This is a genomic window from Paenibacillus sp. y28, from assembly GCF_037137075.1.
In the GTDB taxonomy this organism is placed as follows: domain Bacteria; phylum Bacillota; class Bacilli; order Paenibacillales; family NBRC-103111; genus JBBBNV01.
Genome location: NZ_JBBBNV010000035.1, coordinates 1 through 19,677, shown reverse-complemented (window position 1 = coordinate 19,677; position 19,677 = coordinate 1). Strand labels below are relative to the sequence as shown.

Genomic DNA, 19,677 nt, shown 5'->3' with positions numbered 1-19,677 from the left:
ATTGATTCAATTCAGCAGCAGTTTGTTTCGTTACTGGCCGAAAAAGGGATTGATTTGACCGCCGGACAGTTAGAGCAGTTCGAAGTGTATTACCGTACGTTGGTCGAATGGAACGAAAAAATGAATTTAACGGCTATTACGGAGAGAGAACAGGTCTATATGAAGCATTTTTACGACTCGCTCTCCCTAAGCTTCTTTGTTCCGATTTCTGCTGTTACTCGTATTGCGGATATTGGGTCTGGGGCAGGCTTTCCGAGCCTGCCGCTCAAAATCGCTTTTCCTCATTTGCAGGTGACGATTGTCGATTCGCTTAATAAAAGAATTCAATTTCTTACTCATCTTGCAGCCGAGCTTGGACTGCAGCAGGTGGAGTGTATTCATGGACGCGCGGAGGAAATTGCCCGTAAGGATGGATTGCGGGACAGCTTCGATCTGGTTACAGCAAGAGCGGTAGCACGGTTGAGCGTGCTCAATGAATTTTGCTTGCCTTTTGTAAAGCCTAGGGGCAGCTTTGTTGCAATGAAAGGCTCTGAAATTGAGGAAGAGCTGTCTGAGGCAGCGAATAGCTTGAAGGAGCTAAAAGGTGCGGTTCAAAATACGGTATCGTTTGAGCTGCCTTCGGACCAGTCCAAGCGGCATTTAATCTTTATTCAAAAGCAGGCGGCCACGCCAAAGAAATACCCTCGTAAGCCTGGAACACCATTGAAGTCCCCATTGTAATGCGTTCCACGTGAAACAGAATTTACCTTTTCTTAATCAAGTGCGGATAACCATTCCGATGGCACAATAGGGAGGATTCCGCCTGCTTTTCGCTTGCATACAACGAAGCCCTATACGTACTGTGTTTATGCGGATGCTCCGGCTCGAAATCTGGAAGCAGATGCCGGCTTAACACCGCACTCCGGTTGTAGGCTGTCTTTTTACAAAACTTCTAAAAGGATTCATGAACTATACATGCAGCAAATGAAAGGTGCTTTCGTTTATTAACAAAGCGTAGTTAAACGTGTATTTGTTTATAACGGAAGCGCTCTTTTCCTATTATTTCGGAAAAATGACGCAAAGAAAACACATATGTTTTTTGTTGGAAATGCAGGATAATGGCATGCTGATGGAGAATTTTTAATAGCATCTTATTTTTGGGTGGGAGAGTAAGGTGGGGGAACAACAATGAAAGATCAAATATCGCGAATATTTGGATTCACAGAACGAACACCTGTTGACGAAGTCAAAAATATTGCAGTCCATGATATTGTTCCTAGCCCGTATCAACCAAGAACCGTTTTTGATGATGACCGTATAGATGAACTGTGTCAAACGATTAAAACTCATGGAATTATTCAACCGATCGTTGTCCGCATACGAAATGGCAAGACGGAGCTTATTGCCGGGGAACGCCGGCTGAGGGCTGTTAGAAAGCTGGGCTTGGAAACGATTCCTGCAATTATTCGTGATTTCAACGATTCACAAGCCGCATCGATCGCGCTTATCGAGAATTTGCAGCGAGAAGGCTTGACCTCGATTGAGGAGGCAGCCGCTTATCAGCAGTTAATCGAGATGCATGATTTGACACAGGAAAGCCTTGCACAGCGGCTGGGAAAAAGTCAATCCACGATTGCCAATAAGCTTAGGCTCCTGCAATTATGCGAGCCTGTTAAGCAGGCGCTGCTGGAGCGTCAAATTTCCGAGCGTCATGCCCGGGCTTTGCTTTCATTGGAATCGGAAGAGTTACAGACCAAGGTGCTTGAAGAAATTGTAACGAAAGAGCTCAATGTGAAGCAAACGGAGGTCCGTGTCAATTTCTACAAGGAAGCGGCGAAAATAAAAAAATCGAAACGGGTTTCCTACTCCAAGGATGTGCGGCTTGCTTTGAATACGATTCGCCAATCGGTGGATATGGTCAAAACATCGGGATTAAACATCAAGACAACAGAAAACGATTTGGACGACCGGTATGAAATCGTCATTCAAATACCAAAACGTTCGTAATGAAAGCTGAGTATAAAGGTGTGCAGTTTTTTTCTGATTCGGCGTATAGATGGACTCACGGTTTTTTCAAGAAAGGACAATTCGTTTATTTGGCAGCGATTGTCCAGCCTGACCAGACAGTCCGTAAAACGAAAAAGAAGATAACACACTTTAACAGGCGTGTAAAACGTGTTGAGCTGGCTTTTTATTCATGGATTTGAGGTGAATGGGTTGTCGAAGATTATTGCAGTAACAAACCAGAAGGGTGGCGTTGGTAAAACAACGACATCGGTTAACCTGGGGGCCTCGCTGGCTATGCTGGGTAAGAAGGTGCTTCTGGTGGACATTGATCCGCAGGGGAATACAACAAGCGGAATCGGAATTAATAAAGCGGATGTAACCTATTGTATTTACGATGTTATTATTAACGATATTCATCCTAAAGAAGCGATTATGGATACGATGCTTCCGAACCTGAAAATTATTCCTGCGACGATCCAGCTTGCAGGAGCGGAGATTGAGCTAGTTCCGACTATCTCCAGAGAGGTTCGGCTGAAGAAATCACTGCAGCTTGTGAAGCATATGTTTGATTACATCTTAATTGATTGTCCGCCTTCACTCGGTATTTTGACGATTAATTCTTTGACAGCCTCAGATTCGGTTATTATTCCCATTCAGTGTGAGTATTATGCGCTGGAGGGGCTAAGCCAGCTATTGAACACGGTACGGTTAGTGCAAAAGCATTTGAATACCAGCCTGCAAATTGAGGGGGTATTGTTGACAATGTTTGATGCGCGGACTAACCTGGGGATCCAGGTAATTGAAGAGGTTAAGAAATATTTTCAGCAAAAGGTTTATCAAACCGTCATTCCACGCAATGTGAGACTTAGCGAAGCCCCAAGTCACGGTCAATCCATAGTCACTTATGATCCGAAATCAAAAGGCGCGGAAGTTTATATGGAACTTGCGAAGGAAGTGATTTTATATGAGTAAGCGTCTAGGCAGAGGTCTTGATGCGCTAATTCCTTCTTTGAATATTAGTGAAGATGATAAAGTTATCGAGATTCCTTTGGCGCAGCTGAGAGCGAATCCGTATCAGCCCCGGAAAACCTTCAACGAGGAGAGCATTAATGAACTGGCTGCGTCCATTAAAGAGCATGGCGTCATTCAGCCGATTATTGTTCGAAGTGTGCTGAAGGGTTACGAAATTATTGCCGGAGAGCGCAGATTCAGAGCGTCACAGTTATGCGGTGTTCCGACCATTTCTGCTGTCGTAAAGAAGTTGTCCGATGAGCAGGTCATGCAAATTGCACTCATTGAAAACGTTCAGCGTGAAGATTTGAATGCGATGGAGGTTGCGCTCGCTTATCAGGCACTTATTGATCAATTCTCTTTTACGCAAGAGGAGCTTTCGCTCAAGGTAGGAAAAAGCCGTTCTCATATCGCCAACTTTCTAAGGCTTCTTCAGCTTCCGGAAGAAATCAAGCAGTTTGTTTCACGTGGAACCCTATCCATGGGACATGCGAGAGCCATTGTAGGCCTGAAGGATGAGAAACAGAAAAAGCATATGGCCGATATGGTCATCAAAAATGATTGGAGCGTCCGTGAGCTGGAGGATGCGATTAAACATCTCGATGAGAATCAAAAGGGACTAAAAGCTAAAGAGAAGCAAACGCCCAAAAAAGGCGATCCGTATATTCATCAGGTCGAGGAAACGTTGCGAGGAAGGTTCCATACGACAGTGAAAATCAAAAACAAGCAAAACAAAGGGAAAATTGAACTGTCGTATTATTCGAAGGAAGATTTGGAACGATTGCTGGATTTGTTGCAGGGCAAAATAGGATAGATAAACAAAAACATGCGGCATGCCGGTTTGGGAGGAAAATCTCAACCAGGTATGCCTTGTTTTAGCTCAGGAGAAAGGTGAGAAAAACTGGAAATGTCTAAGGTTATCTATTTCGATAATGCCGCATCGTCCTGGCCCAAGCCGGGTGCTGTGTCGGAGGCGATGATGCGCAGCCTGGAAGATGCTGCTGCCAATCCGGGCAGAGGAAGCCATCAAATGGCTGTACAGGCCAGCCGGGTTCTGTTCGAAGCCAGAAAAAATTTGGCGAAGCTGTTTGGGGTTAAAAATCCAAACGATATTTCTTTCGCTTTAAATACAACAATGGCCTTGAACCAGGCGATAAAAGGATTTGTTAAGCCGGGGCAGCATGTGGTCAGCACCTCACTGGAGCATAACTCGGTTCGCAGGCCGTTGGAATTTCTCAAAGAAACCCGCGGGGTTGAGGTTAGCTATGTCTCCTCGCAAGAGGATGGAACAATTGATTGGAATGAGCTGGTGTCGGTGGTTCGTCCAGACACATCATTGCTCGTGCTCAGCCATGGATCAAACCTGTTAGGAAGTATTTTCCCGATACAATACATAGCGAAGCTGAAAAAAAGCTTTCCTCAGCTGAAGGTGCTGGTGGACGCCGCCCAAACGGCAGGCACTCTGCCAATCCATGTGGAGCAGATGGAGATTGATATGCTGGCTTTTCCAGGGCATAAGGGGCTGCTTGGGCCGCAAGGGACCGGAGGCTTATATATTCACCCTGAGCTGGAGCTGGAGCCTGTTTTCCACGGCGGGACCGGGAGCCAATCGGAAGCCATCGGCCAGCCGAATGTAAGACCGGATAAGTATGAGTCGGGCACTCAGAATACAGTCGGGATTGCAGGCTTAAACGCAGGGGTCAAGTTTGTTCTTGAGCAAAAGCTTGAAGCCATTCATCAGAAGGAATGGGCCTTCACTCAGAAAATCATGGAGGCGCTGCAGGGCATTAACCGTCTGCATCTGCTTGGTCCGAAGCTGGGAGAGAACCGGACAGGGATTGTTTCCTTCTATCATGAAGGCGTCGATGCTTCAGAAATGGCCTTTATACTCGATCAATCGTTCCAGATTGCAGTACGATCGGGCTACCATTGCACTCCGCTTGCGCATGAGGTCGCCAAGACAGTAGGCAAAGGCGCTGTTCGGGCGAGTGTGGGATATTTTACTACTGAAGAAGAAGTAGATACACTTATTGATGCCGTCACCCAAATTTGCCGTCATTATGAAAGCTAGTTTCTAAGCAATGAAAGCTAGATCTAGAGAGACAAAGGGAGTGCGCAGGACATGATTTTATTAAGCACGGAACAACTGACGTATGCTATCATTGCTTTGCTTGTGCTGGTCGTCGTTTTATTTTTTCTACTGCTGGGGGTCTCCAGGAAGCTGGGCCGTGTTCGCAGTCAGTACCTTCAATTCATTAACAACGGCACCACGGACAACATGGAGCAGCTTGTTATCGATTTGCAGAAAAGGGTGAATGAGCTGCAGGAGGGACAAGTCCGGCAGCAGCAAACGAGCGTCCAGATTCAGGCGGATATGAAAAAAATGCAATCCAAGGTTGGAGTGCATCGGTATAACGCCTTTGGCGAGCGTGGAAATGATTTGAGCTTTTCTGTAGCCATTTTGAACGAATATCAGGATGGTGTTGTACTCACAGGAATTCATAACCGGGAAGACACCTACATTTATGCGAAGCCTGTTGCCAAGGGACAATCGACGTATACGCTTACTCCTGAAGAGAAAGAAGCGATTGCTCGGAGCGGACAAGGGAGCTCGTCGTAGGCCGGAGCGTTCTGGTCAAGGCTCGTGACAAGGCGGAAGCGATAACATCGGACATTTGCATAACCACGCTCAACCGCGTGTTCTGCAGCACGAAAAATTCCATAAATCCTCCGACGTTTACAATGCCTTTAATGTGGACATCGCCGACCGGAGGAAGTTCTTTATTAACTCCCGCACCTGGCTTAATGGGGCCTTCTCCAAGCTGAATATTTCCGACGCTGGACAGCTGGCCGAGACAGGCATCAATCGCTACAATAAACGGAGAATCGTATTGTTTGTTAATTGAAGCTATCGTTTCGGCCAGATTCATCGCATGCACCGGCTCTTCAAGTGTGCCGAACAAGCCGAAGCGGGGATGATGCAGGGACTGAATTTTGGAGCCGACGAGCGGCCCGAGAGAATCTCCCGTGGAGCGATCTGTTCCTACACACACGACGACAATGGCCTGCCGGTAGGGCACGTGGCTAAAGGTTCGTACAAGCTGTTGAGACAACAACTCAGCGGTGTTACACTCTTGGTAAGACATTTTGAATAAAGGTGCTGGATTCGGCTGAGGTGCGGCTGCTTCCGGAAACAGGCTCATCGGTATCCCTCCAAGTATTGATCAGAATCGCGTAAGTGCTTTCTGTTTTTACTAGTATATGGAGGTTGCTAGACTTTTATACGTTACTGCTAGGAACAATCCGGGAGGAATTATGAATGGATTCGCACATGCTCATTGCCTTTGATTCTACGCAGCAGGCACTGCGTGCAGAGATGCTGCTGGAATATGCCGATATTGACATCGACATCCGGCCGACCCCCAAGCAAATTACAGCTGGCTGTGCGTTATCTATTGAATTCCCCTCCGATCAGCTGGATGAAGTGAAGAGCATCATTCTCTCCGAGCAGGTTGAAATTCGCGGGATATTCGCAAGACAGCAGGATGAATATACTGAGGTAGCTATAGGCTAAGACGCTTTATTCGTTTAAGAATAAGAGGGGGAGAAGGGAATGTCTGTTTGGACATCCTTGCAGCAGGGGATACTGTCAACAGGAGCAACGGCCGGAGAAGAGCCGGAAACGTTGGGAACGCTGAAAACTAAAATGGTTGCTTATTTCACAGATCCTCTCTTGTGGACCACGTTACTGCTCATTGTTGTGAAAATCGCGGCGATCCTGATCGTAAGCCGGCTTTTCATTAAAGTGGCCCACAAAACGGCCAATCATTTCATGTCCGTCAAGGATCGCGGGCCAATTAAGCTGGATACCCGCCGGACGCATACCATCGGCAAGCTGTTCAACAATGTCATCTCATATATTGTCAATTTCATTGCGGTTCTATTGATTTTGAAGCTGTTAGGGTTTGACTTGGCGCCTTTTTTGGCTGGAGCCGGAGTGCTTGGTCTGGCCATCGGCTTTGGGGCACAAAGTCTGGTGAAGGATGTAATTACAGGTTTTTTTATTATTTTCGAGGATCAGTTCGCGGTTGGGGACATTATTCAAACCGGCACATTTAAAGGCACAGTGGAGGAAATCGGTTTGCGAGTGACCCGGATTCGCAGTTGGACTGGGGAAGTGCATATCATTCCTAATGGCTCGATTACTCAAGTGACCAACTTCTCCGTGAACAATTCACTCGCCGTAGTCGATGTCTCCATTTCTTCTGTCACAGATATTGATCGCGCGCTGACGGTTATTAAGGAGACGGTTTCTGCGCAGTATGAGGCCGAGGAGAATATGATGAAAGAGCCGGATGTGTTAGGCGTTCAATCTCTGAACGGTCTGGAAATTGTAATTCGGGTGACGGCGGAATGTATGCCGAATACACACTTTGCGGTGGGGCGGAAGCTGAATGCCGAAATCAAGAAGGCGTTGGACGAACACGGAATCGCGATGCCGACACTGCCGGGTTTGGCGACTTTATATAGAACGGAGACAAAGTAATGATGCAGGGGAAAACGTTTCAATTGGGCGATATCGTACAAATGAAAAAGCCTCATCCATGCGGAACCAACGAATGGGAGATTATTCGGATGGGTATGGATATCCGGATCAAATGCGTGGGCTGTAAGCACAGTGTGCTTGTGCCGCGGCAAAAATTTGAGAAGAAGCTGAAAAAAGTGCTTCGTTCTGCGGCAACCGGTGTGCCGGGAGGTGACGGGGGGAACCCTTCGGAATGATTTTGAAATACAGGCTTGCTAGTTGGCAGTTAAGCGTGTTATAATACGTTTTGTCCGCTGTTTCAGCGGAGATATGGAAAGGTACCCAAGAGGCCCAAGGGGGCTGACTCGAAATCAGCTAGGCGTCGCGAGGCGTGCGTGGGTTCGAATCCCACCCTTTCCGCCATTCATACCATGATGAACATAACTCTTCTGCTGAGTGCAGAAGAGTTTTTGATTTTTATGGATACCGGAGTTTAGAGAAGGCGATATGTACCAGCCAGTGTGCCGGTTGAAGCGGGATGAGAAGACCCCGGCCGGGGGAAGGTAAGAAGAAAAAAAGGAGGCCCCGGTATGCTGAAGATTGCTCACGCGGCGTATGTGCAGACGATACGAAATCATGATCGGCAGTATGCGGAAGTCAAGGTCGTGCTGGAAGGGATGGAGCACGAGGAGTATTTGGCGTATTTCAAGTACAATGCCGATCATAATACACTGGAGCTGCCTTTTCTGACGAAGAACGAGTCTTCCTTTGAAATCGACTGGTTTGAGAACAGTCTGCATCAAGCGTACCAGCCTGAGGGATGGCTGGAGCAGGCGCGATCTGAATTGTATGCCAAGCTGCTGGCCTACGGAGATATCCGAAGCAGGGTGGAGGCCGCTTTGTCCTCCCCGGTGGTGGAAGCGGAACAGCCCGCGCATCTTCCAATCTTATAAAACCGTCATGACTCTCTATCGCTCTGTCGTGTCCCCGGTATGAAAGCTGAAAGCAGCTCTTTCACAGAAAAATGAAAAACCTGCCTGACGGAGATTGGGCTCCCAAGGCAGGTTTTCATTTTATTCCAGCGGGACAAGCTGAAATCAGAAGCACTGTAAACGGCACGCGATAAAGCTATTTCGCTAGATCCGGTTTTTGTAGGTCCACTGGCGGTTCTTGTTCGTCGTTTCCGGAAAAATATCGCCCTGCTCCAAAGTGACGTGCTTCGGATCATTGATACCCATGTGATGATCGGAATCGCCTTTCTCAATGTACTCGGCGCTCTTCGGCGCTTTGTCTCCCGGCTTGAATTGGGTTGGTTCTCCCATTTGCTTCTCACCTCCATCAGCTTTGTCTGCTGTAGTGTGCGAAAAGAGTTCTGGTTTTATTCCGGTTTTATTCGGTATCTGCTTGTCATGGGCGATTCATTTTGGTATCATATTATGGTGCGAGTTTTTATTGCAATGCAATGCTCGCTCCTTGCTCCAGAAGGCGATGCCGAAGTAGGGGCCGTTTAGTCCAAGAGGAGGTGAATCGATATGCGCAAATATGAAGTGATGTACGTAATCCGTACTGACCTTGACCAGGAAGCTGTTCAAGCTGTCGTGGAGAAATTCCAAGGCATCATCTCGAATGGTGGCGAAATTACGAAGCATGATGTAATGGGTAAACGCCGTCTTGCGTATGAGATCAACAAGTCCCGTGATGGAATTTACGTTTTGGTGAATTTCACAGCCACTCCTGAAGTGGTAGCGGAGCTTGACCGTGTGATGAAGATTTCTAAAGATGAAATCATTCGTTACCTGATCGTCAAAGACGTTGCCTAAGATTCGTGTTTTGTAAAGTCTGGAGGGATGTTGATTGTTAAACCGTGTCATTCTAATCGGCAGACTGACCCGTGATCCAGAGCTCCGATATACGCCAGCCGGCGTAGCGGTAACGCAGTTTTCCTTAGCTGTTAACCGTTCGTACTCTAATCAGCAGGGCGACCGTGAAGCGGACTTTATCGATATTGTTACCTGGCGTCAGCTGGCTGAAACGTGCGCGAATTATTTGCGCAAGGGTCGTCTGACAGCAGTAGAAGGGCGCATTCAAACCCGCAACTATGAAAACGCTGAAGGTCGGAAAGTGTATGTTACCGAAGTGGTGGCTGACAATGTCCGGTTCTTGGAGTCTTCTGGTAGTGGCGGAGGAGGCGGTTCTTCGATGCCGGAAGAAGGCGGCTACGGCGGTGGACGCAGCAATTACCAGTCCGGAGGCAGTGGCGGCGGAAACGCAGGCGGCAGCCGGTATAATGGCGGTAATAACCGTGGTGGCGGTAATCAGGATCCGTTCTCAGATGACGGCAAACCAATCGACATATCGGACGACGACCTACCATTTTAAGATGAAAGGACTGAAAACAACATGGCTTTCCAAAAGAGAGAAAACGCTGGTGGAGACGAGCGTCCGGAAAGAAAGTTTGGCGGCCGCAAAGGCGGACGTAACAAACGCCGGAAAGTTTGTTTCTTCACTGTTAATAAAATCACTCACATCGACTACAAAGATGTTGATACTCTCCGTAAGTTCATCAGCGAGCGTGGTAAAATCTTGCCGCGCCGTGTAACTGGAACAAGCGCGAAATATCAGCGTATGCTGACCGTTGCGGTTAAACGCGCGCGTCAAATCGCATTGCTGCCGTACACTACGGAGTAGTTCCGATGAGATAAAAAGAGGCTTCCTTTATGCTTCGGCGTAAAGGAACGCCTCTTTTTTTGAACCATTTTTTAGTTATTTGCGGTGTATCGCACAAGGACCAGAAGGAGGAGCCCGAAAGAGAAGGCCGGTTGTTTTTGCTGCGTCTTCTTAAACTTAAGAATTATTTAAGGAAATGCGCCGGGGATTGTTAAGAAAGAATTGGTACATTAAGGCCGGAGTGAAAAACCAATACATGAAAGGCCGGTTTCTATGCACCCACCAGTTATTGGCGCAGAACAGTTCGCTACAATGTACCACAAATACTTAATTCCGCTGCAGCACTACATATACCGCTATACACGCAATGATCAAGATGCGGAGGATATCGCACAAGAAGCGTTCATGCGAATGTACATGCGGGCGATCAATCCCGAAACGGCAAAAGCCTGGTTGTACCGGACGGCGTACCATCTGTTCGTGGACAATTGGCGCAAAAACAAAAAATGGAGCGGCGTTCCAATTGAAGCCATACCGGAGCCGCTTGGTCTGGAGCAGCATACCCCGGAGCGGATGCTGCTGGCTGGAGAGATGCGGGACGAAATCGGAACCGCGATTCAGCGTCTGAAGCCGCGGGAGCAGGCGGTGCTTCATATGATTCAGCGTGAAGGCGTCAGCTATCAGGTGATAGCCAAGCGGCTGGGCTGCTCCGAGAATACGGTTAAATCCGTCGTTTTCCGGGCGCGCAGGCGCATGCGGAATTGGGTTGATTTGACGGAGGCCCGCTGAGTCTAGAAGTAATATTGCCATACCGCGTGATTGGGGATTGTAAGCCCGATTACGCGGTTTTTGTTGTCTACATGCGGCCGATAGATGCATACGTCTTAGACAAGGCCCCGAGCTTGCCTGGAGAGGGCTTGTCATTAAGGGAACGCTCAAGCAGGCTGTCGGCTCTCACTGTGCTGCTGTTCAGGCTCCGCGTCATCTTTTCCTCTCCCCGATGCCGGATCCGTGAAACGATAACGTGAACTTGTCCGTATCAGTATGTTATAATAGGAGGGAGTGCTTAAGAACCGCAAGGAGCGGAAATGACAACGTGCAAGAGGTGACCATATTGCCATTTAGCAAAAAGCAGACTTTGCTCTGGAGCTTGATCTATCTCGTTTTATTGTTTCTTAGTCTTACGCCGCTGGGGCTTTTGACGATACATTTCGTTGCCATTCCGCCACTGATTTTGTTTGTCAAAAACCGGACGCCTGTATTTGCGGCCGCTTTTGTGGGAAGCTTGATTGGGCTGTTGGCCGTCAGTATGCTGCTTCAGCTCTCATTTATTGGCTATGCCGGTATTATGATTGCGGCGTTCTTTTTATCGCCTGTTGTCATTATGGGAACCCTGTACCGCAAAAAAGCGCCAGCCCGTTCCGCGATTACTGCCGGTGTGATGACACTGCTCGGCCAGCAGCTGCTTATGCTCGTGCTTTTGACGCTGATGGGGTATAACGTAACCAAGGGACTCCGGAATTACATGCAGGAAAGCATGGCCCTGTCCCAGCAGTTACTCCATATGCAGCTTCCTCAGGAAGTGGTGGATCTCACCCTTACGACCATGACGCAAATCATTCCAATGTTTCTGATTGCGTTTGCCTTTTACTACACGGTGATTACGCATTGGCTTGGCAGAAAGCTGTTGAACCGCTATGGAGCCGAGATTCCGGGCTTAAAGCCGGTGCGTGAATGGATGCTCCCTAAATCATTCGTATGGATTTACTTGATTGCGCTCGTATGCAGCTTTTTGTTCGTTCAGGATAGTCAGTCGATGCTCGCAGTTATTCTTATGAACCTGCTTCCGATATTGACGTTTACGTTCGGAGTACAGGCTGTGGCGTTCTTGTCGTTTGTGTGTTATCAGAAAGGGTGGAACTACGCCTTGCCGGTCCTCGCCTTTATTTTTGTTATTTTTCCGCCGTTTCAGACGCTGCTGGCGATGCTGGGTGTTTTCGATGTTGCATTTCCGATTCGGGAACGGATGAAGGCGAAGTAAAGAAAGGGTAGGGACCGAAGAATGCCGAAATTCCTGTTTCACCGCTGGCATGGACAGCATATGCTGTGGTGCTTTGTGCTGCTTTTGCTGCTGACTGTCGTGCTGTTCGCCTACGAGCCGCTGCTAGGGGGGATTTCCGCTGTTTTGTGCGGAGCGCTTGCGTATTTTACGATGAGAGCGGAAGCTGCTTTTCGCAAAGAGCTGAATGACTACGTGCTCACCTTAAGCCACCGGGTCAAAAAAGCCGGCAATGAGGTGTTTAATGAGCTGCCTATCGGCATCATTCTGTACAATGAAGAAGGGGCGATTGAGTGGCATAACGCCTTCGTAAGCCGGATGTTCGATAAGGAGTCGCTGCTGGGCGAGGCGCTGGGGGATTTGCTGCCCCAGTTAAAGGGCCGTAAGGAGAAGGAAGCCCGGATTGATTTCTCCCTGAATCAGTTTATGTATCAGGCGATGATTAAATCGGAGGAGCGGCTGCTGTACATTTATGACCGGACGGCGCTGGCGAATGTCACACAGCGGTATGAGGAAGAACGGATCGCGCTGGGCATTATTATGCTTGATAATTTGGATGAGGCCTCGCAGGGGATGGATGAGCAGACTCGCAGCATCATGCTTGCCAAGGTAACAGGCGAGATGACAGCCTGGACGCAAAGGCATCAGGTGTTTATCCGCAGGCTCTCAACCGACCGGTACCTCATTTTGATGGATCAGAAAACCTTAAAGCAGCTTGAGCAGGACCGGTTTGAAATTTTGGATGATGTCCGTGATTTGACGCAGGAATACAAGCTGCCGCTTACGCTAAGTATCGGGATCGCCAGCGGCGCCGATAATTTGATGCAGCTCGGCCAGCAGGCGCAGGCGAGCCTGGACATGGCGCTGGGCCGGGGCGGCGATCAGGCGGCGGTGAAGGTCGGCCAGCGGCTCTCGTTCTACGGCGGCCGTTCAAATGCTGTGGAGAAGCGGACGAGGGTGCGGGCACGGGTCATCTCCCACGCGCTGCGGGATTTAATCCGGGAGAGCGACAAAGTCGTCATCATGGGCCACCGAATGCCGGACATGGACTCCATTGGGGCGGCGATTGGCGTGCTCAAGGCTGTGCAGGTAAGCAGCAAGGAAGGCTATATCGTGCTGGAGGCGGTCAATCCGTCTATTCACCGGCTCATGGAAACGATTGGCGAGGATGAGAAGCTGAACCGATGGTTTATTACGCCGGAGCAGGCTGTTCAAATTATGAATCCCAGGACATTGGCCGTAGTTGTCGATACCCATAAGGCATCCATGGTTGCAGAGCCGCGTCTGCTGCAGCAAACGAGCCGCACCGTAGTCATCGACCACCACCGGCGCAGCGAGGAATTCATTGAAGCGACTCTGGTGTATATGGAGCCTTATGCATCGTCAACCTGCGAGCTGGTTACCGAGCTGCTGCAGTACTTCAATGAACGGCTGAATATGGAGGTGCTGGAGGCTACGGCGCTTTTGGCGGGCATCGTGGTCGACACGAAAAGCTTTGCCCTGCGAACCGGCGCCCGGACCTTTGAAGCAGCCTCATTTCTGCGGCGCAGCGGCGCTGATTCCGCGCTCATTCAACGGATGCTGAAAGAGGATTTGGAGCAGTATCTCAAAAAAGCGGAAATTATGAAGCATGCGGAAATTATTTATCAGCATATCTCGTTAGCTGTGGCAGAGCCGAATCGCAAATATTCTCAGTTGCTCATCGCGCAGGTTGCTGATACATTGTTGAATATGACAGATATTATGGCCTCCTTTGTAATAAGCGAAAGGCCGGACGGTTTAATCGGCATCAGCGCCCGGTCGCTGGGGCAAATCAACGTTCAGCTGGTAATGGAACGGATGGGCGGCGGCGGCCATTTGACGAACGCTGCCGCTCAAGTGGAGGGCACACTGCCGGTAGTGGCCGCACGATTGAAGCAGGTATTGAAAGAAATTGACGAGGAAGAGGGGTTGTTCGAATGAAGGTCGTATTTCTGAAGGATATGAAGGGTCAAGGCAAAAAAGGCGAAGTTAAAGAGGTCTCGGAAGGCTACGCACGCAACTTTCTAATTCCGAGAGGTGTCGTTTCTCCAGCGTCGGAAGGAAACGTGAAGCAGGCCGAAGAGCTGAAAAAAGGCGAGCAGAAGCGCAAAGAGCGTGAGAAAGAAGAAGCGATTGAGCTGGGCAAGAAGCTGGAAGAGATTACGGTGCAAATCAAAACAAAGGCTGGCGAGGGCGGTCGCTTGTTCGGCTCGATTACAAGCAGCAAAATCGGTGATGAGCTGGCCAAATTGAAGCTGAAGATTGATAAGCGCAAGCTGGTGCTGGATGAGCCGATTCGTTCACTCGGAGTTACCCAGGTGCCGGTTAAGCTGCATCCTGAAGTGACCGCAAAGCTGAAGGTTCATGTCATGGAAGAATAAGTTGTTACTGATTTTGCAGTTTTGTGAGGATCGAAGTTGAAGAAGCCGCGGTAGAACCTGCCACTTGTTCTGCTGCGGTTTTCTACTGTGTTCAGCAGCGGACAATTGCAGAATCAGCACAGATTTACGGAAGTAGAAGAGGGAGGCGGCTATGGACGGACAGGCCATATTTGATCGGGTTCCCCCGCAAAATCTGGAAGCGGAGCAGGCGGTGCTTGGAGCCATATTGCTGGAGAGCGAAGCGCTGGTTACGGTTCTGGAGCGAATCTCCAGCGAGGACTTCTACCGCGGGTCACATCAATCGATCTTTGCAGCGATGCAGGAGCTGGCTGCTGAGGAAGAGCCGATTGATCTGATCACATTAACGGCCCGGCTGCAGGATAACCAGCAGCTGGAGGATATCGGCGGCGTCAGCTACCTCAGCGAGCTGGCCAGCAGCGTGCCGACGGCGGCGAACGTGGATTATTATGCCCAAATCGTGGAGGAAAAATCCACACTGCGCCGATTAATCCGCACAGCCACACAGCTGGTCAGCAATGGCTATGCCGGCGGTGAAGATGTAGGCGATTTGCTGAGCGATGCGGAGAAGCGGATTCTGGAAATCTCCCAGCGCCGTTCCGGGACGGGCTTTGTCGCGATCCGGGATGTATTGATGGAGGTATTCGACCGGGTAGAATATTTGTATTCCCATAAAGGCGGGACCACCGGAATTCCTTCCGGATTTGCCGATTTGGACAAAATGACGGCCGGCTTCCAGCGATCAGACCTCATTATAGTGGCGGCGCGTCCTTCAGTCGGTAAAACGGCGTTTGCCCTGAACATTGCCCAAAATGTAGGGGTGCGGGCCAAAGAAACCGTGGCTATCTTCAGCCTCGAGATGGGCGCGGCACAGCTGGTGCAGCGGATGATCTGCGCAGAAGCCAATGTAGACGCCAGCCGGATTCGTAACGGGGATTTGCAGGGGGATGACTGGGAGAAGCTGACGATGGCGATCGGGTCTCTCGGGGAAGCCAGCATCTATATTGACGATTCCCCGTCTGTAACCGTAGCCGATATCCGGGCCAAGTGCCGCCGCCTGAAGAAGGAAAAAGGGCTGGGTATGATTCTGATTGATTATTTGCAGCTTATTCAAGGGCGGGGCAAAGCCGGCGAGAACCGGCAGCAGGAAGTATCCGAAATCTCGCGGACACTCAAGCAAATTGCCAGGGAGCTTGATGTTCCGGTAATAGCGCTGTCTCAGCTCAGCCGGGGCGTGGAGCAGCGGCAGGATAAGCGGCCGATGATGTCAGACCTCCGGGAATCCGGCTCGATTGAGCAGGATGCGGACATCGTAGCGTTCTTGTACCGGGATGATTACTACGATAAAGAATCCGAGAAGAAGAACATCATCGAGATTATTATTGCCAAGCAGCGGAACGGCCCTGTCGGCACCGTGGAGCTGGCTTTTCTCAAAAACTTCAATAAGTTCGTCAGCTTGGACCGGACCCATTCGGAGGCTTCCGGAATGTAACGGGGCGAGCCTGCAGGGAGCCTTTCTGTGTTTGGAGAGGCTTTCATTCCGGGCGGGCTGGCTGGCAGCGTCTGCGGATTAACGTCATCAGTCTTGTCAAAGAGACGAACAATTATACAGCCCTTCGCGGAATTGTTCGTTATTACATTGACTTTATTTTTGTAACTTGATACACTGGAACTGCTGTCAAAATGCCAATATGGCATGAAAACCGGGCACGGGCAAGGTGCCTTCTGGGGGTAATGAACGATGTCAACTGTGGTTGTGGTAGGGACCCAATGGGGCGATGAAGGAAAAGGAAAGATCACTGACTTTTTGGCGGAAAACGCTGAAGTGGTGGCTCGTTACCAAGGCGGAAACAATGCCGGCCATACCATTTTGATTCAGGATAAAAAGTATAAGCTGCACTTGGTGCCTTCGGGTATTTTTTATGGCGATAAAATTTGTGTCATCGGCAACGGGATGGTTATTAATCCGCAGGCGCTGATTGAAGAACTTGAGTATATTCACGGTCACGGCTTCTCTACGGACAACCTGCGCATCAGCGATCGCGCGCATGTCATCATGCCGTATCACTTGCTGCTGGACGGCTTGGAGGAAGACCGCAAAGGCGATAACAAAATCGGAACGACCCGCAAGGGGATCGGGCCTTGTTATATGGATAAAGCGGCTCGCAACGGGATTCGGATTGCGGATCTGATGGATTCGGCCGAGTTCGAGCAAAAGCTGCGCCGCATCATTGCTGAGAAAAACACGCTCATTCAGTCCGTATACGGCGCCGAGCCGTTGGATGTGGAGCCAATCTTGAAGGAATACCTCGGTTACGCGGAAGTGCTTCGCAAGTATGTAACAGACACCTCCGTCGTGCTGAACGATGCGATTGATGGCGGCAAAAAAGTGCTGTTCGAGGGCGCGCAAGGGGTTATGCTGGATATCGACCAAGGCACATACCCGTTCGTAACATCGTCCAATCCGACGGCTGGCGGCGTGTGCATCGGCTCCGGCGTAGGCCCGTCCAAGATTCAGCAGGTTATTGGCGTAGCCAAAGCGTATACGACCCGTGTCGGCGACGGACCGTTCCCAACCGAGCTGAACAATGAGACCGGAAACTGGATTCGCGAAAAAGGCAATGAGTACGGCACAACAACCGGCCGTCCGCGCCGTGTAGGCTGGTTCGACAGTGTTGTGGTGCGTCATGCGCGCCGGGTCAGCGGAATTACCGGCTTGTCCCTGAACTCGATTGACGTTCTGTCGGGTCTGGAAACGGTGAAAATCTGCACCAGCTACAAATACCGCGGGGAAGTTATCGAGCATTATCCGGCCAGCTTGAACATGCTGTCGGAGTGTGAAGCGATTTATGAAGAGCTGCCAGGCTGGAGCGAAGACATCGGCAACGTCAAAACATTGGCGGATCTGCCTGAGAATGCGCGCCGTTATGTAGAACGAATCGAACAGCTGACAGGGATTCCAATCGCTATTTTCTCCGTTGGACGGAACCGGGAGCAAACTAACCTCGTACTTGACATTTATTAATTTGCGGCATTGTACCAAAGAATTTCCGATCTGGCCCGAAACAGGGGCCGGAGAGGGGATTCTTTTTTTTGTTTTGGTCCATACTGGGTAAAAAAGGGACTGAGCGCAAAGGTGGGCGGCAGCAAATATGAAATGGATGATGTGGTTGGCAAAAGGGTGTGTCGGGCTGGCGATGGCCGGGGGGGTGTCCATGCTGGCGACGTGGCTGACGCTGCAGGCATATACGGAGCAGGCGGTAGAGAAGCTGCCTCTGCCAGCGGCGATGAAGCAGCAGGTATTGGCGGGCAGACCGGACCTGAATCAGGTCTGGAACGGAGTGCTCCATCAGGCGGAAGGTCTGATACAGCAGGCAAGCAGTGCGGCCGGCTCCGGATCACGTGGTTCAACAGCCGTACAGGGAAAATCGGGTTCAGGCCAATCCGGGGACGGCGGTCAGACCAAAGCCGGCACCGGGAGCGCGGAAAACTCCTATCCGGCGGTCTCTGACGATACCGGCAAGAGCAGCCGGCCGGGGGATACAGGCTTAAGCATGGCCCAGTCCGGGCAAACCCATGAGGGCACCGGGGCAGGCAGTGATGATCTGCACGGGTTAAATGAGGAGGCATTGCCTGCATGGGCGCAGAGCAGCGGAGCGGGTCAGGGGCAAGCCCAGTCGCAGGCCGGACAGGGAAGCACGGGAAGCAGCGGGGGGGCCCAGTCGCACAGCGCCAGTCAGGGAGGCACAGGGAGCCGAGGCGGCGGTGAAATCGCCATGTCCACCGAGCAGCTGCAGCGGGCCAAGGAGAGCTTATCTGCGGAGGATAAGTCCCAAATTTTCAATATTATTTTTAACCGGCTCAGTTCGGAGGAGCTTCAGCAAATTTCCGCGCTTATGGAGGACGGACTGACTCCGGAGGAGATCGCCAAGATACAACACATTGTCCAGAACCGGGTGGAGCCAGAGGAAATGCAGATGCTGGTGAAGCTCTTAACGAAGGCGAATTAATTGCTTGTTACTATGTTTTCTCTTGCATTTGTATTGCGAGAGTGCATAAATAAAAGCAGGTTGAAGTGCGGGATGAAGGGCGGATGATGGGATACCGTGAAGGCCAGCCATTCAAGCAAGAAGCCTATCTGGAGTTTGTTTACATGTCTTTTCTCATAACGAAGTCTGGCTTTAGTAAATATTCCAAGGGGTAAATATCATCTCTTGCAGAAATTAATGCTTTAAACGAGGCGATGGGGACTCTCTTATTTTCTCCATTCGTGTAGTGATTCCCCAGCTTCGCCGGCTCCTCGAGCCGAATAATAACAAATGCATCTTCCTCATCGGTCAATTTGTATATGACATTCTCAGGATTTAATACATTATCCATCTGATCCAATGTCATGACATGGAATTCTCTGTTTCTCCACTCGGTTTGGATTAACTGAAAGGCTTGATTTTTCACCAGATCAATAAATCGTTCAGGATGGAGGTTTAATTCAATCCCAGTCAAATAGCCGTGCTTATCCATATCGTTGGCATACTCGGTGTTGTAACCTTTCTGGTCATCCGCTTGAAATGTAGGTGCGGCAACCGGGATCTGGTCTAGATAAGCAGCCAGGCTTGTGCTTGTATTGTAAGGGATGCTGATTTGATCCGGATTCAAATGCAAATACAGCTCGTGATCGGCAGCTTCTTCGTGAACTGCGGGTGGTTTTAAATAAATATAACCCATACTGTACGAATAATCGTAGTAGCAAGTAATTCTCATCCTTCTCTGCTCCTGTCTTTTCATGTGATGATTACTAGACAAGTTTAAAACCCGTCGGAGTATATCCCTAACCTGCTACCGTATTGGCTTCATAAAATGCAAACATTCGAAAGAAAGCGGTTGTTCCAAAAAATACAGTAGAAATCACTAGCGTTGCATTAATTTTCCCTAAATCTTCATAATTTTCTGTATTTATCTCATTCAGACGCAAAAAAATCCTTTACAATGGATTGGCAGGTAGTTCCTGT

General features: G+C 49.7%; 24 protein-coding genes and 1 tRNA gene. 21 read left to right on the top strand and 4 right to left on the bottom strand.

Going from position 1 to position 19,677, the window contains the following annotated elements; translation table 11 throughout:
• The 6 genes from rsmG (at position 1) to WBG83_RS20055 (ending at position 5,617) form a co-directional block, all read left to right on the top strand.
• Positions 1-720, top strand: a complete 720-nt coding sequence (rsmG, locus tag WBG83_RS20080) for a 16S rRNA (guanine(527)-N(7))-methyltransferase RsmG (RefSeq protein ID WP_336747145.1) — start codon at positions 1-3, stop codon at positions 718-720.
• A 447-nt stretch (positions 721-1,167) separates the two neighbouring features.
• Positions 1,168-1,986 carry a nucleoid occlusion protein gene (noc, locus tag WBG83_RS20075; RefSeq protein WP_336747129.1) on the top strand — a complete coding sequence of 273 codons (819 nt, stop codon included), beginning with the start codon at positions 1,168-1,170 and terminating at the stop codon, positions 1,984-1,986.
• Between the two features lie 210 nt (positions 1,987-2,196).
• The gene (locus WBG83_RS20070) at positions 2,197-2,958 is read left to right on the top strand and encodes a ParA family protein (RefSeq protein ID WP_336747128.1); all 762 of its coding nucleotides are present in this window, start codon (positions 2,197-2,199) and stop codon (positions 2,956-2,958) included.
• Positions 2,951-3,811, top strand: coding sequence for a ParB/RepB/Spo0J family partition protein (locus WBG83_RS20065; RefSeq protein ID WP_336747127.1), 861 nt, complete (start codon positions 2,951-2,953; stop codon positions 3,809-3,811). Before WBG83_RS20070 ends, WBG83_RS20065 begins: the two co-directional genes overlap by 8 nt.
• A gap of 93 nt (positions 3,812-3,904) precedes the next feature.
• A complete protein-coding gene (locus WBG83_RS20060; RefSeq protein WP_336747126.1) occupies positions 3,905-5,068 on the top strand; it encodes an aminotransferase class V-fold PLP-dependent enzyme in 1,164 nt (387 codons plus the stop codon).
• 51 nt (positions 5,069-5,119) lie between these two features.
• Positions 5,120-5,617, top strand: a complete 498-nt coding sequence (locus tag WBG83_RS20055) for a DUF4446 family protein (RefSeq protein WP_336747124.1) — start codon at positions 5,120-5,122, stop codon at positions 5,615-5,617.
• Here WBG83_RS20055 and yyaC read toward each other — a convergent pair.
• Positions 5,562-6,200 (bottom strand): spore protease YyaC, encoded by a 639-nt coding sequence (yyaC, locus tag WBG83_RS20050; RefSeq protein WP_336747123.1) that lies wholly within the window; start codon positions 6,198-6,200, stop codon positions 5,562-5,564. The genes WBG83_RS20055 and yyaC overlap by 56 nt on opposite strands.
• 116 nt (positions 6,201-6,316) lie before the next feature.
• Between yyaC and WBG83_RS20045 the strand changes: the two genes are divergently transcribed.
• The 5 genes from WBG83_RS20045 (at position 6,317) to WBG83_RS20025 (ending at position 8,475) form a co-directional block, all read left to right on the top strand.
• Positions 6,317-6,571, top strand: a complete 255-nt coding sequence (locus WBG83_RS20045; RefSeq protein WP_336747122.1) for a DUF3343 domain-containing protein — start codon at positions 6,317-6,319, stop codon at positions 6,569-6,571.
• A 39-nt stretch (positions 6,572-6,610) separates the two neighbouring features.
• Positions 6,611-7,543 carry a mechanosensitive ion channel family protein gene (locus tag WBG83_RS20040; protein WP_336747120.1) on the top strand — a complete coding sequence of 311 codons (933 nt, stop codon included), beginning with the start codon at positions 6,611-6,613 and terminating at the stop codon, positions 7,541-7,543.
• A gap of 2 nt (positions 7,544-7,545) precedes the next feature.
• On the top strand, positions 7,546-7,779 hold the full coding sequence (locus WBG83_RS20035) for a DUF951 domain-containing protein (RefSeq protein WP_336747143.1): 234 nt from the start codon (positions 7,546-7,548) through the stop codon (positions 7,777-7,779).
• A 75-nt stretch (positions 7,780-7,854) separates the two neighbouring features.
• Positions 7,855-7,945: transfer RNA gene (locus WBG83_RS20030), tRNA-Ser, on the top strand.
• A 167-nt stretch (positions 7,946-8,112) separates the two neighbouring features.
• The gene (locus WBG83_RS20025) at positions 8,113-8,475 is read left to right on the top strand and encodes a hypothetical protein (RefSeq protein ID WP_336747119.1); all 363 of its coding nucleotides are present in this window, start codon (positions 8,113-8,115) and stop codon (positions 8,473-8,475) included.
• 183 nt (positions 8,476-8,658) lie between these two features.
• Here the strand turns inward: WBG83_RS20025 and WBG83_RS20020 are convergent, their stop codons facing one another.
• The gene (locus tag WBG83_RS20020) at positions 8,659-8,844 is read right to left on the bottom strand and encodes a YjzC family protein (protein WP_336747118.1); all 186 of its coding nucleotides are present in this window, start codon (positions 8,842-8,844) and stop codon (positions 8,659-8,661) included.
• Between the two features lie 210 nt (positions 8,845-9,054).
• On the opposite strand from WBG83_RS20020, the gene rpsF reads away from it, so the two are divergent.
• The 4 genes from rpsF (at position 9,055) to WBG83_RS20000 (ending at position 10,978) form a co-directional block, all read left to right on the top strand.
• A complete protein-coding gene (gene rpsF, locus WBG83_RS20015) occupies positions 9,055-9,342 on the top strand; it encodes a 30S ribosomal protein S6 (protein WP_336747117.1) in 288 nt (95 codons plus the stop codon).
• 34 nt (positions 9,343-9,376) lie between these two features.
• On the top strand, positions 9,377-9,901 hold the full coding sequence (gene ssb, locus WBG83_RS20010; protein WP_336747116.1) for a single-stranded DNA-binding protein: 525 nt from the start codon (positions 9,377-9,379) through the stop codon (positions 9,899-9,901).
• Between the two features lie 21 nt (positions 9,902-9,922).
• The gene (gene rpsR / locus WBG83_RS20005; RefSeq protein WP_336747115.1) at positions 9,923-10,210 is read left to right on the top strand and encodes a 30S ribosomal protein S18; all 288 of its coding nucleotides are present in this window, start codon (positions 9,923-9,925) and stop codon (positions 10,208-10,210) included.
• 252 nt (positions 10,211-10,462) lie between these two features.
• On the top strand, positions 10,463-10,978 hold the full coding sequence (locus tag WBG83_RS20000) for an RNA polymerase sigma factor (protein ID WP_336747114.1): 516 nt from the start codon (positions 10,463-10,465) through the stop codon (positions 10,976-10,978).
• 67 nt (positions 10,979-11,045) lie between these two features.
• Here the strand turns inward: WBG83_RS20000 and WBG83_RS19995 are convergent, their stop codons facing one another.
• Positions 11,046-11,174 (bottom strand): hypothetical protein, encoded by a 129-nt coding sequence (locus WBG83_RS19995; protein ID WP_336747113.1) that lies wholly within the window; start codon positions 11,172-11,174, stop codon positions 11,046-11,048.
• Between the two features lie 129 nt (positions 11,175-11,303).
• On the opposite strand from WBG83_RS19995, the gene WBG83_RS19990 reads away from it, so the two are divergent.
• The 6 genes from WBG83_RS19990 to WBG83_RS19965 all read left to right on the top strand — a co-directional run bounded on the left by WBG83_RS19990 (position 11,304) and on the right by WBG83_RS19965 (position 18,678).
• Entirely contained in the window at positions 11,304-12,230 is a 927-nt protein-coding gene (locus tag WBG83_RS19990) for a DUF2232 domain-containing protein (protein ID WP_336747111.1), read from the top strand.
• Positions 12,231-12,251: 21 nt separating this feature from the next.
• Complete coding sequence (locus WBG83_RS19985) at positions 12,252-14,210, top strand: DHH family phosphoesterase (RefSeq protein WP_336747110.1); 1,959 nt, start codon at positions 12,252-12,254, stop codon at positions 14,208-14,210.
• Positions 14,207-14,650, top strand: coding sequence for a 50S ribosomal protein L9 (gene rplI, locus WBG83_RS19980; protein WP_336747109.1), 444 nt, complete (start codon positions 14,207-14,209; stop codon positions 14,648-14,650). The genes WBG83_RS19985 and rplI overlap by 4 nt, the downstream gene beginning before the upstream one ends.
• 151 nt (positions 14,651-14,801) lie before the next feature.
• On the top strand, positions 14,802-16,160 hold the full coding sequence (gene dnaB / locus WBG83_RS19975; protein ID WP_336747108.1) for a replicative DNA helicase: 1,359 nt from the start codon (positions 14,802-14,804) through the stop codon (positions 16,158-16,160).
• A 249-nt stretch (positions 16,161-16,409) separates the two neighbouring features.
• A complete protein-coding gene (locus WBG83_RS19970) occupies positions 16,410-17,693 on the top strand; it encodes an adenylosuccinate synthase (RefSeq protein WP_336747107.1) in 1,284 nt (427 codons plus the stop codon).
• 127 nt (positions 17,694-17,820) lie between these two features.
• Positions 17,821-18,678, top strand: a complete 858-nt coding sequence (locus WBG83_RS19965) for a hypothetical protein (protein WP_336747106.1) — start codon at positions 17,821-17,823, stop codon at positions 18,676-18,678.
• Between the two features lie 139 nt (positions 18,679-18,817).
• Here the strand turns inward: WBG83_RS19965 and WBG83_RS19960 are convergent, their stop codons facing one another.
• Positions 18,818-19,429: a hypothetical protein gene (locus WBG83_RS19960; RefSeq protein WP_336747105.1), complete on the bottom strand. Its 612-nt coding sequence runs from the start codon at positions 19,427-19,429 to the stop codon at positions 18,818-18,820.
• Positions 19,430-19,677 lie beyond the last annotated feature (248 nt).

What these genes read in the sequence shown, in the direction of transcription:
- WBG83_RS19985 (WP_336747110.1), top strand. Translation starts at nt 12,252, where the DNA reads ATGCCGAAATTCCTGTTTCACCGCTGGCATGGACAGCATATGCTGTGG.
- WBG83_RS19970 (WP_336747107.1), top strand. Translation starts at nt 16,410, where the DNA reads ATGTCAACTGTGGTTGTGGTAGGGACCCAATGGGGCGATGAAGGAAAA.
- WBG83_RS20065 (WP_336747127.1), top strand. Translation starts at nt 2,951, where the DNA reads ATGAGTAAGCGTCTAGGCAGAGGTCTTGATGCGCTAATTCCTTCTTTG.
- WBG83_RS20020 (WP_336747118.1), bottom strand. Translation starts at nt 8,844, where the DNA reads ATGGGAGAACCAACCCAATTCAAGCCGGGAGACAAAGCGCCGAAGAGC.
- yyaC (WP_336747123.1), bottom strand. Translation starts at nt 6,200, where the DNA reads ATGAGCCTGTTTCCGGAAGCAGCCGCACCTCAGCCGAATCCAGCACCT.
- dnaB (WP_336747108.1), top strand. Translation starts at nt 14,802, where the DNA reads ATGGACGGACAGGCCATATTTGATCGGGTTCCCCCGCAAAATCTGGAA.
- WBG83_RS19960 (WP_336747105.1), bottom strand. Translation starts at nt 19,429, where the DNA reads ATGAGAATTACTTGCTACTACGATTATTCGTACAGTATGGGTTATATT.
- WBG83_RS20025 (WP_336747119.1), top strand. Translation starts at nt 8,113, where the DNA reads ATGCTGAAGATTGCTCACGCGGCGTATGTGCAGACGATACGAAATCAT.
- WBG83_RS19995 (WP_336747113.1), bottom strand. Translation starts at nt 11,174, where the DNA reads ATGACGCGGAGCCTGAACAGCAGCACAGTGAGAGCCGACAGCCTGCTT.
- noc (WP_336747129.1), top strand. Translation starts at nt 1,168, where the DNA reads ATGAAAGATCAAATATCGCGAATATTTGGATTCACAGAACGAACACCT.
- WBG83_RS20060 (WP_336747126.1), top strand. Translation starts at nt 3,905, where the DNA reads ATGTCTAAGGTTATCTATTTCGATAATGCCGCATCGTCCTGGCCCAAG.
- WBG83_RS20045 (WP_336747122.1), top strand. Translation starts at nt 6,317, where the DNA reads ATGGATTCGCACATGCTCATTGCCTTTGATTCTACGCAGCAGGCACTG.
- rpsF (WP_336747117.1), top strand. Translation starts at nt 9,055, where the DNA reads ATGCGCAAATATGAAGTGATGTACGTAATCCGTACTGACCTTGACCAG.
- WBG83_RS19965 (WP_336747106.1), top strand. Translation starts at nt 17,821, where the DNA reads ATGAAATGGATGATGTGGTTGGCAAAAGGGTGTGTCGGGCTGGCGATG.
- WBG83_RS20035 (WP_336747143.1), top strand. Translation starts at nt 7,546, where the DNA reads ATGCAGGGGAAAACGTTTCAATTGGGCGATATCGTACAAATGAAAAAG.
- rpsR (WP_336747115.1), top strand. Translation starts at nt 9,923, where the DNA reads ATGGCTTTCCAAAAGAGAGAAAACGCTGGTGGAGACGAGCGTCCGGAA.
- WBG83_RS20000 (WP_336747114.1), top strand. Translation starts at nt 10,463, where the DNA reads ATGCACCCACCAGTTATTGGCGCAGAACAGTTCGCTACAATGTACCAC.
- WBG83_RS20055 (WP_336747124.1), top strand. Translation starts at nt 5,120, where the DNA reads ATGATTTTATTAAGCACGGAACAACTGACGTATGCTATCATTGCTTTG.
- rplI (WP_336747109.1), top strand. Translation starts at nt 14,207, where the DNA reads ATGAAGGTCGTATTTCTGAAGGATATGAAGGGTCAAGGCAAAAAAGGC.
- WBG83_RS20040 (WP_336747120.1), top strand. Translation starts at nt 6,611, where the DNA reads ATGTCTGTTTGGACATCCTTGCAGCAGGGGATACTGTCAACAGGAGCA.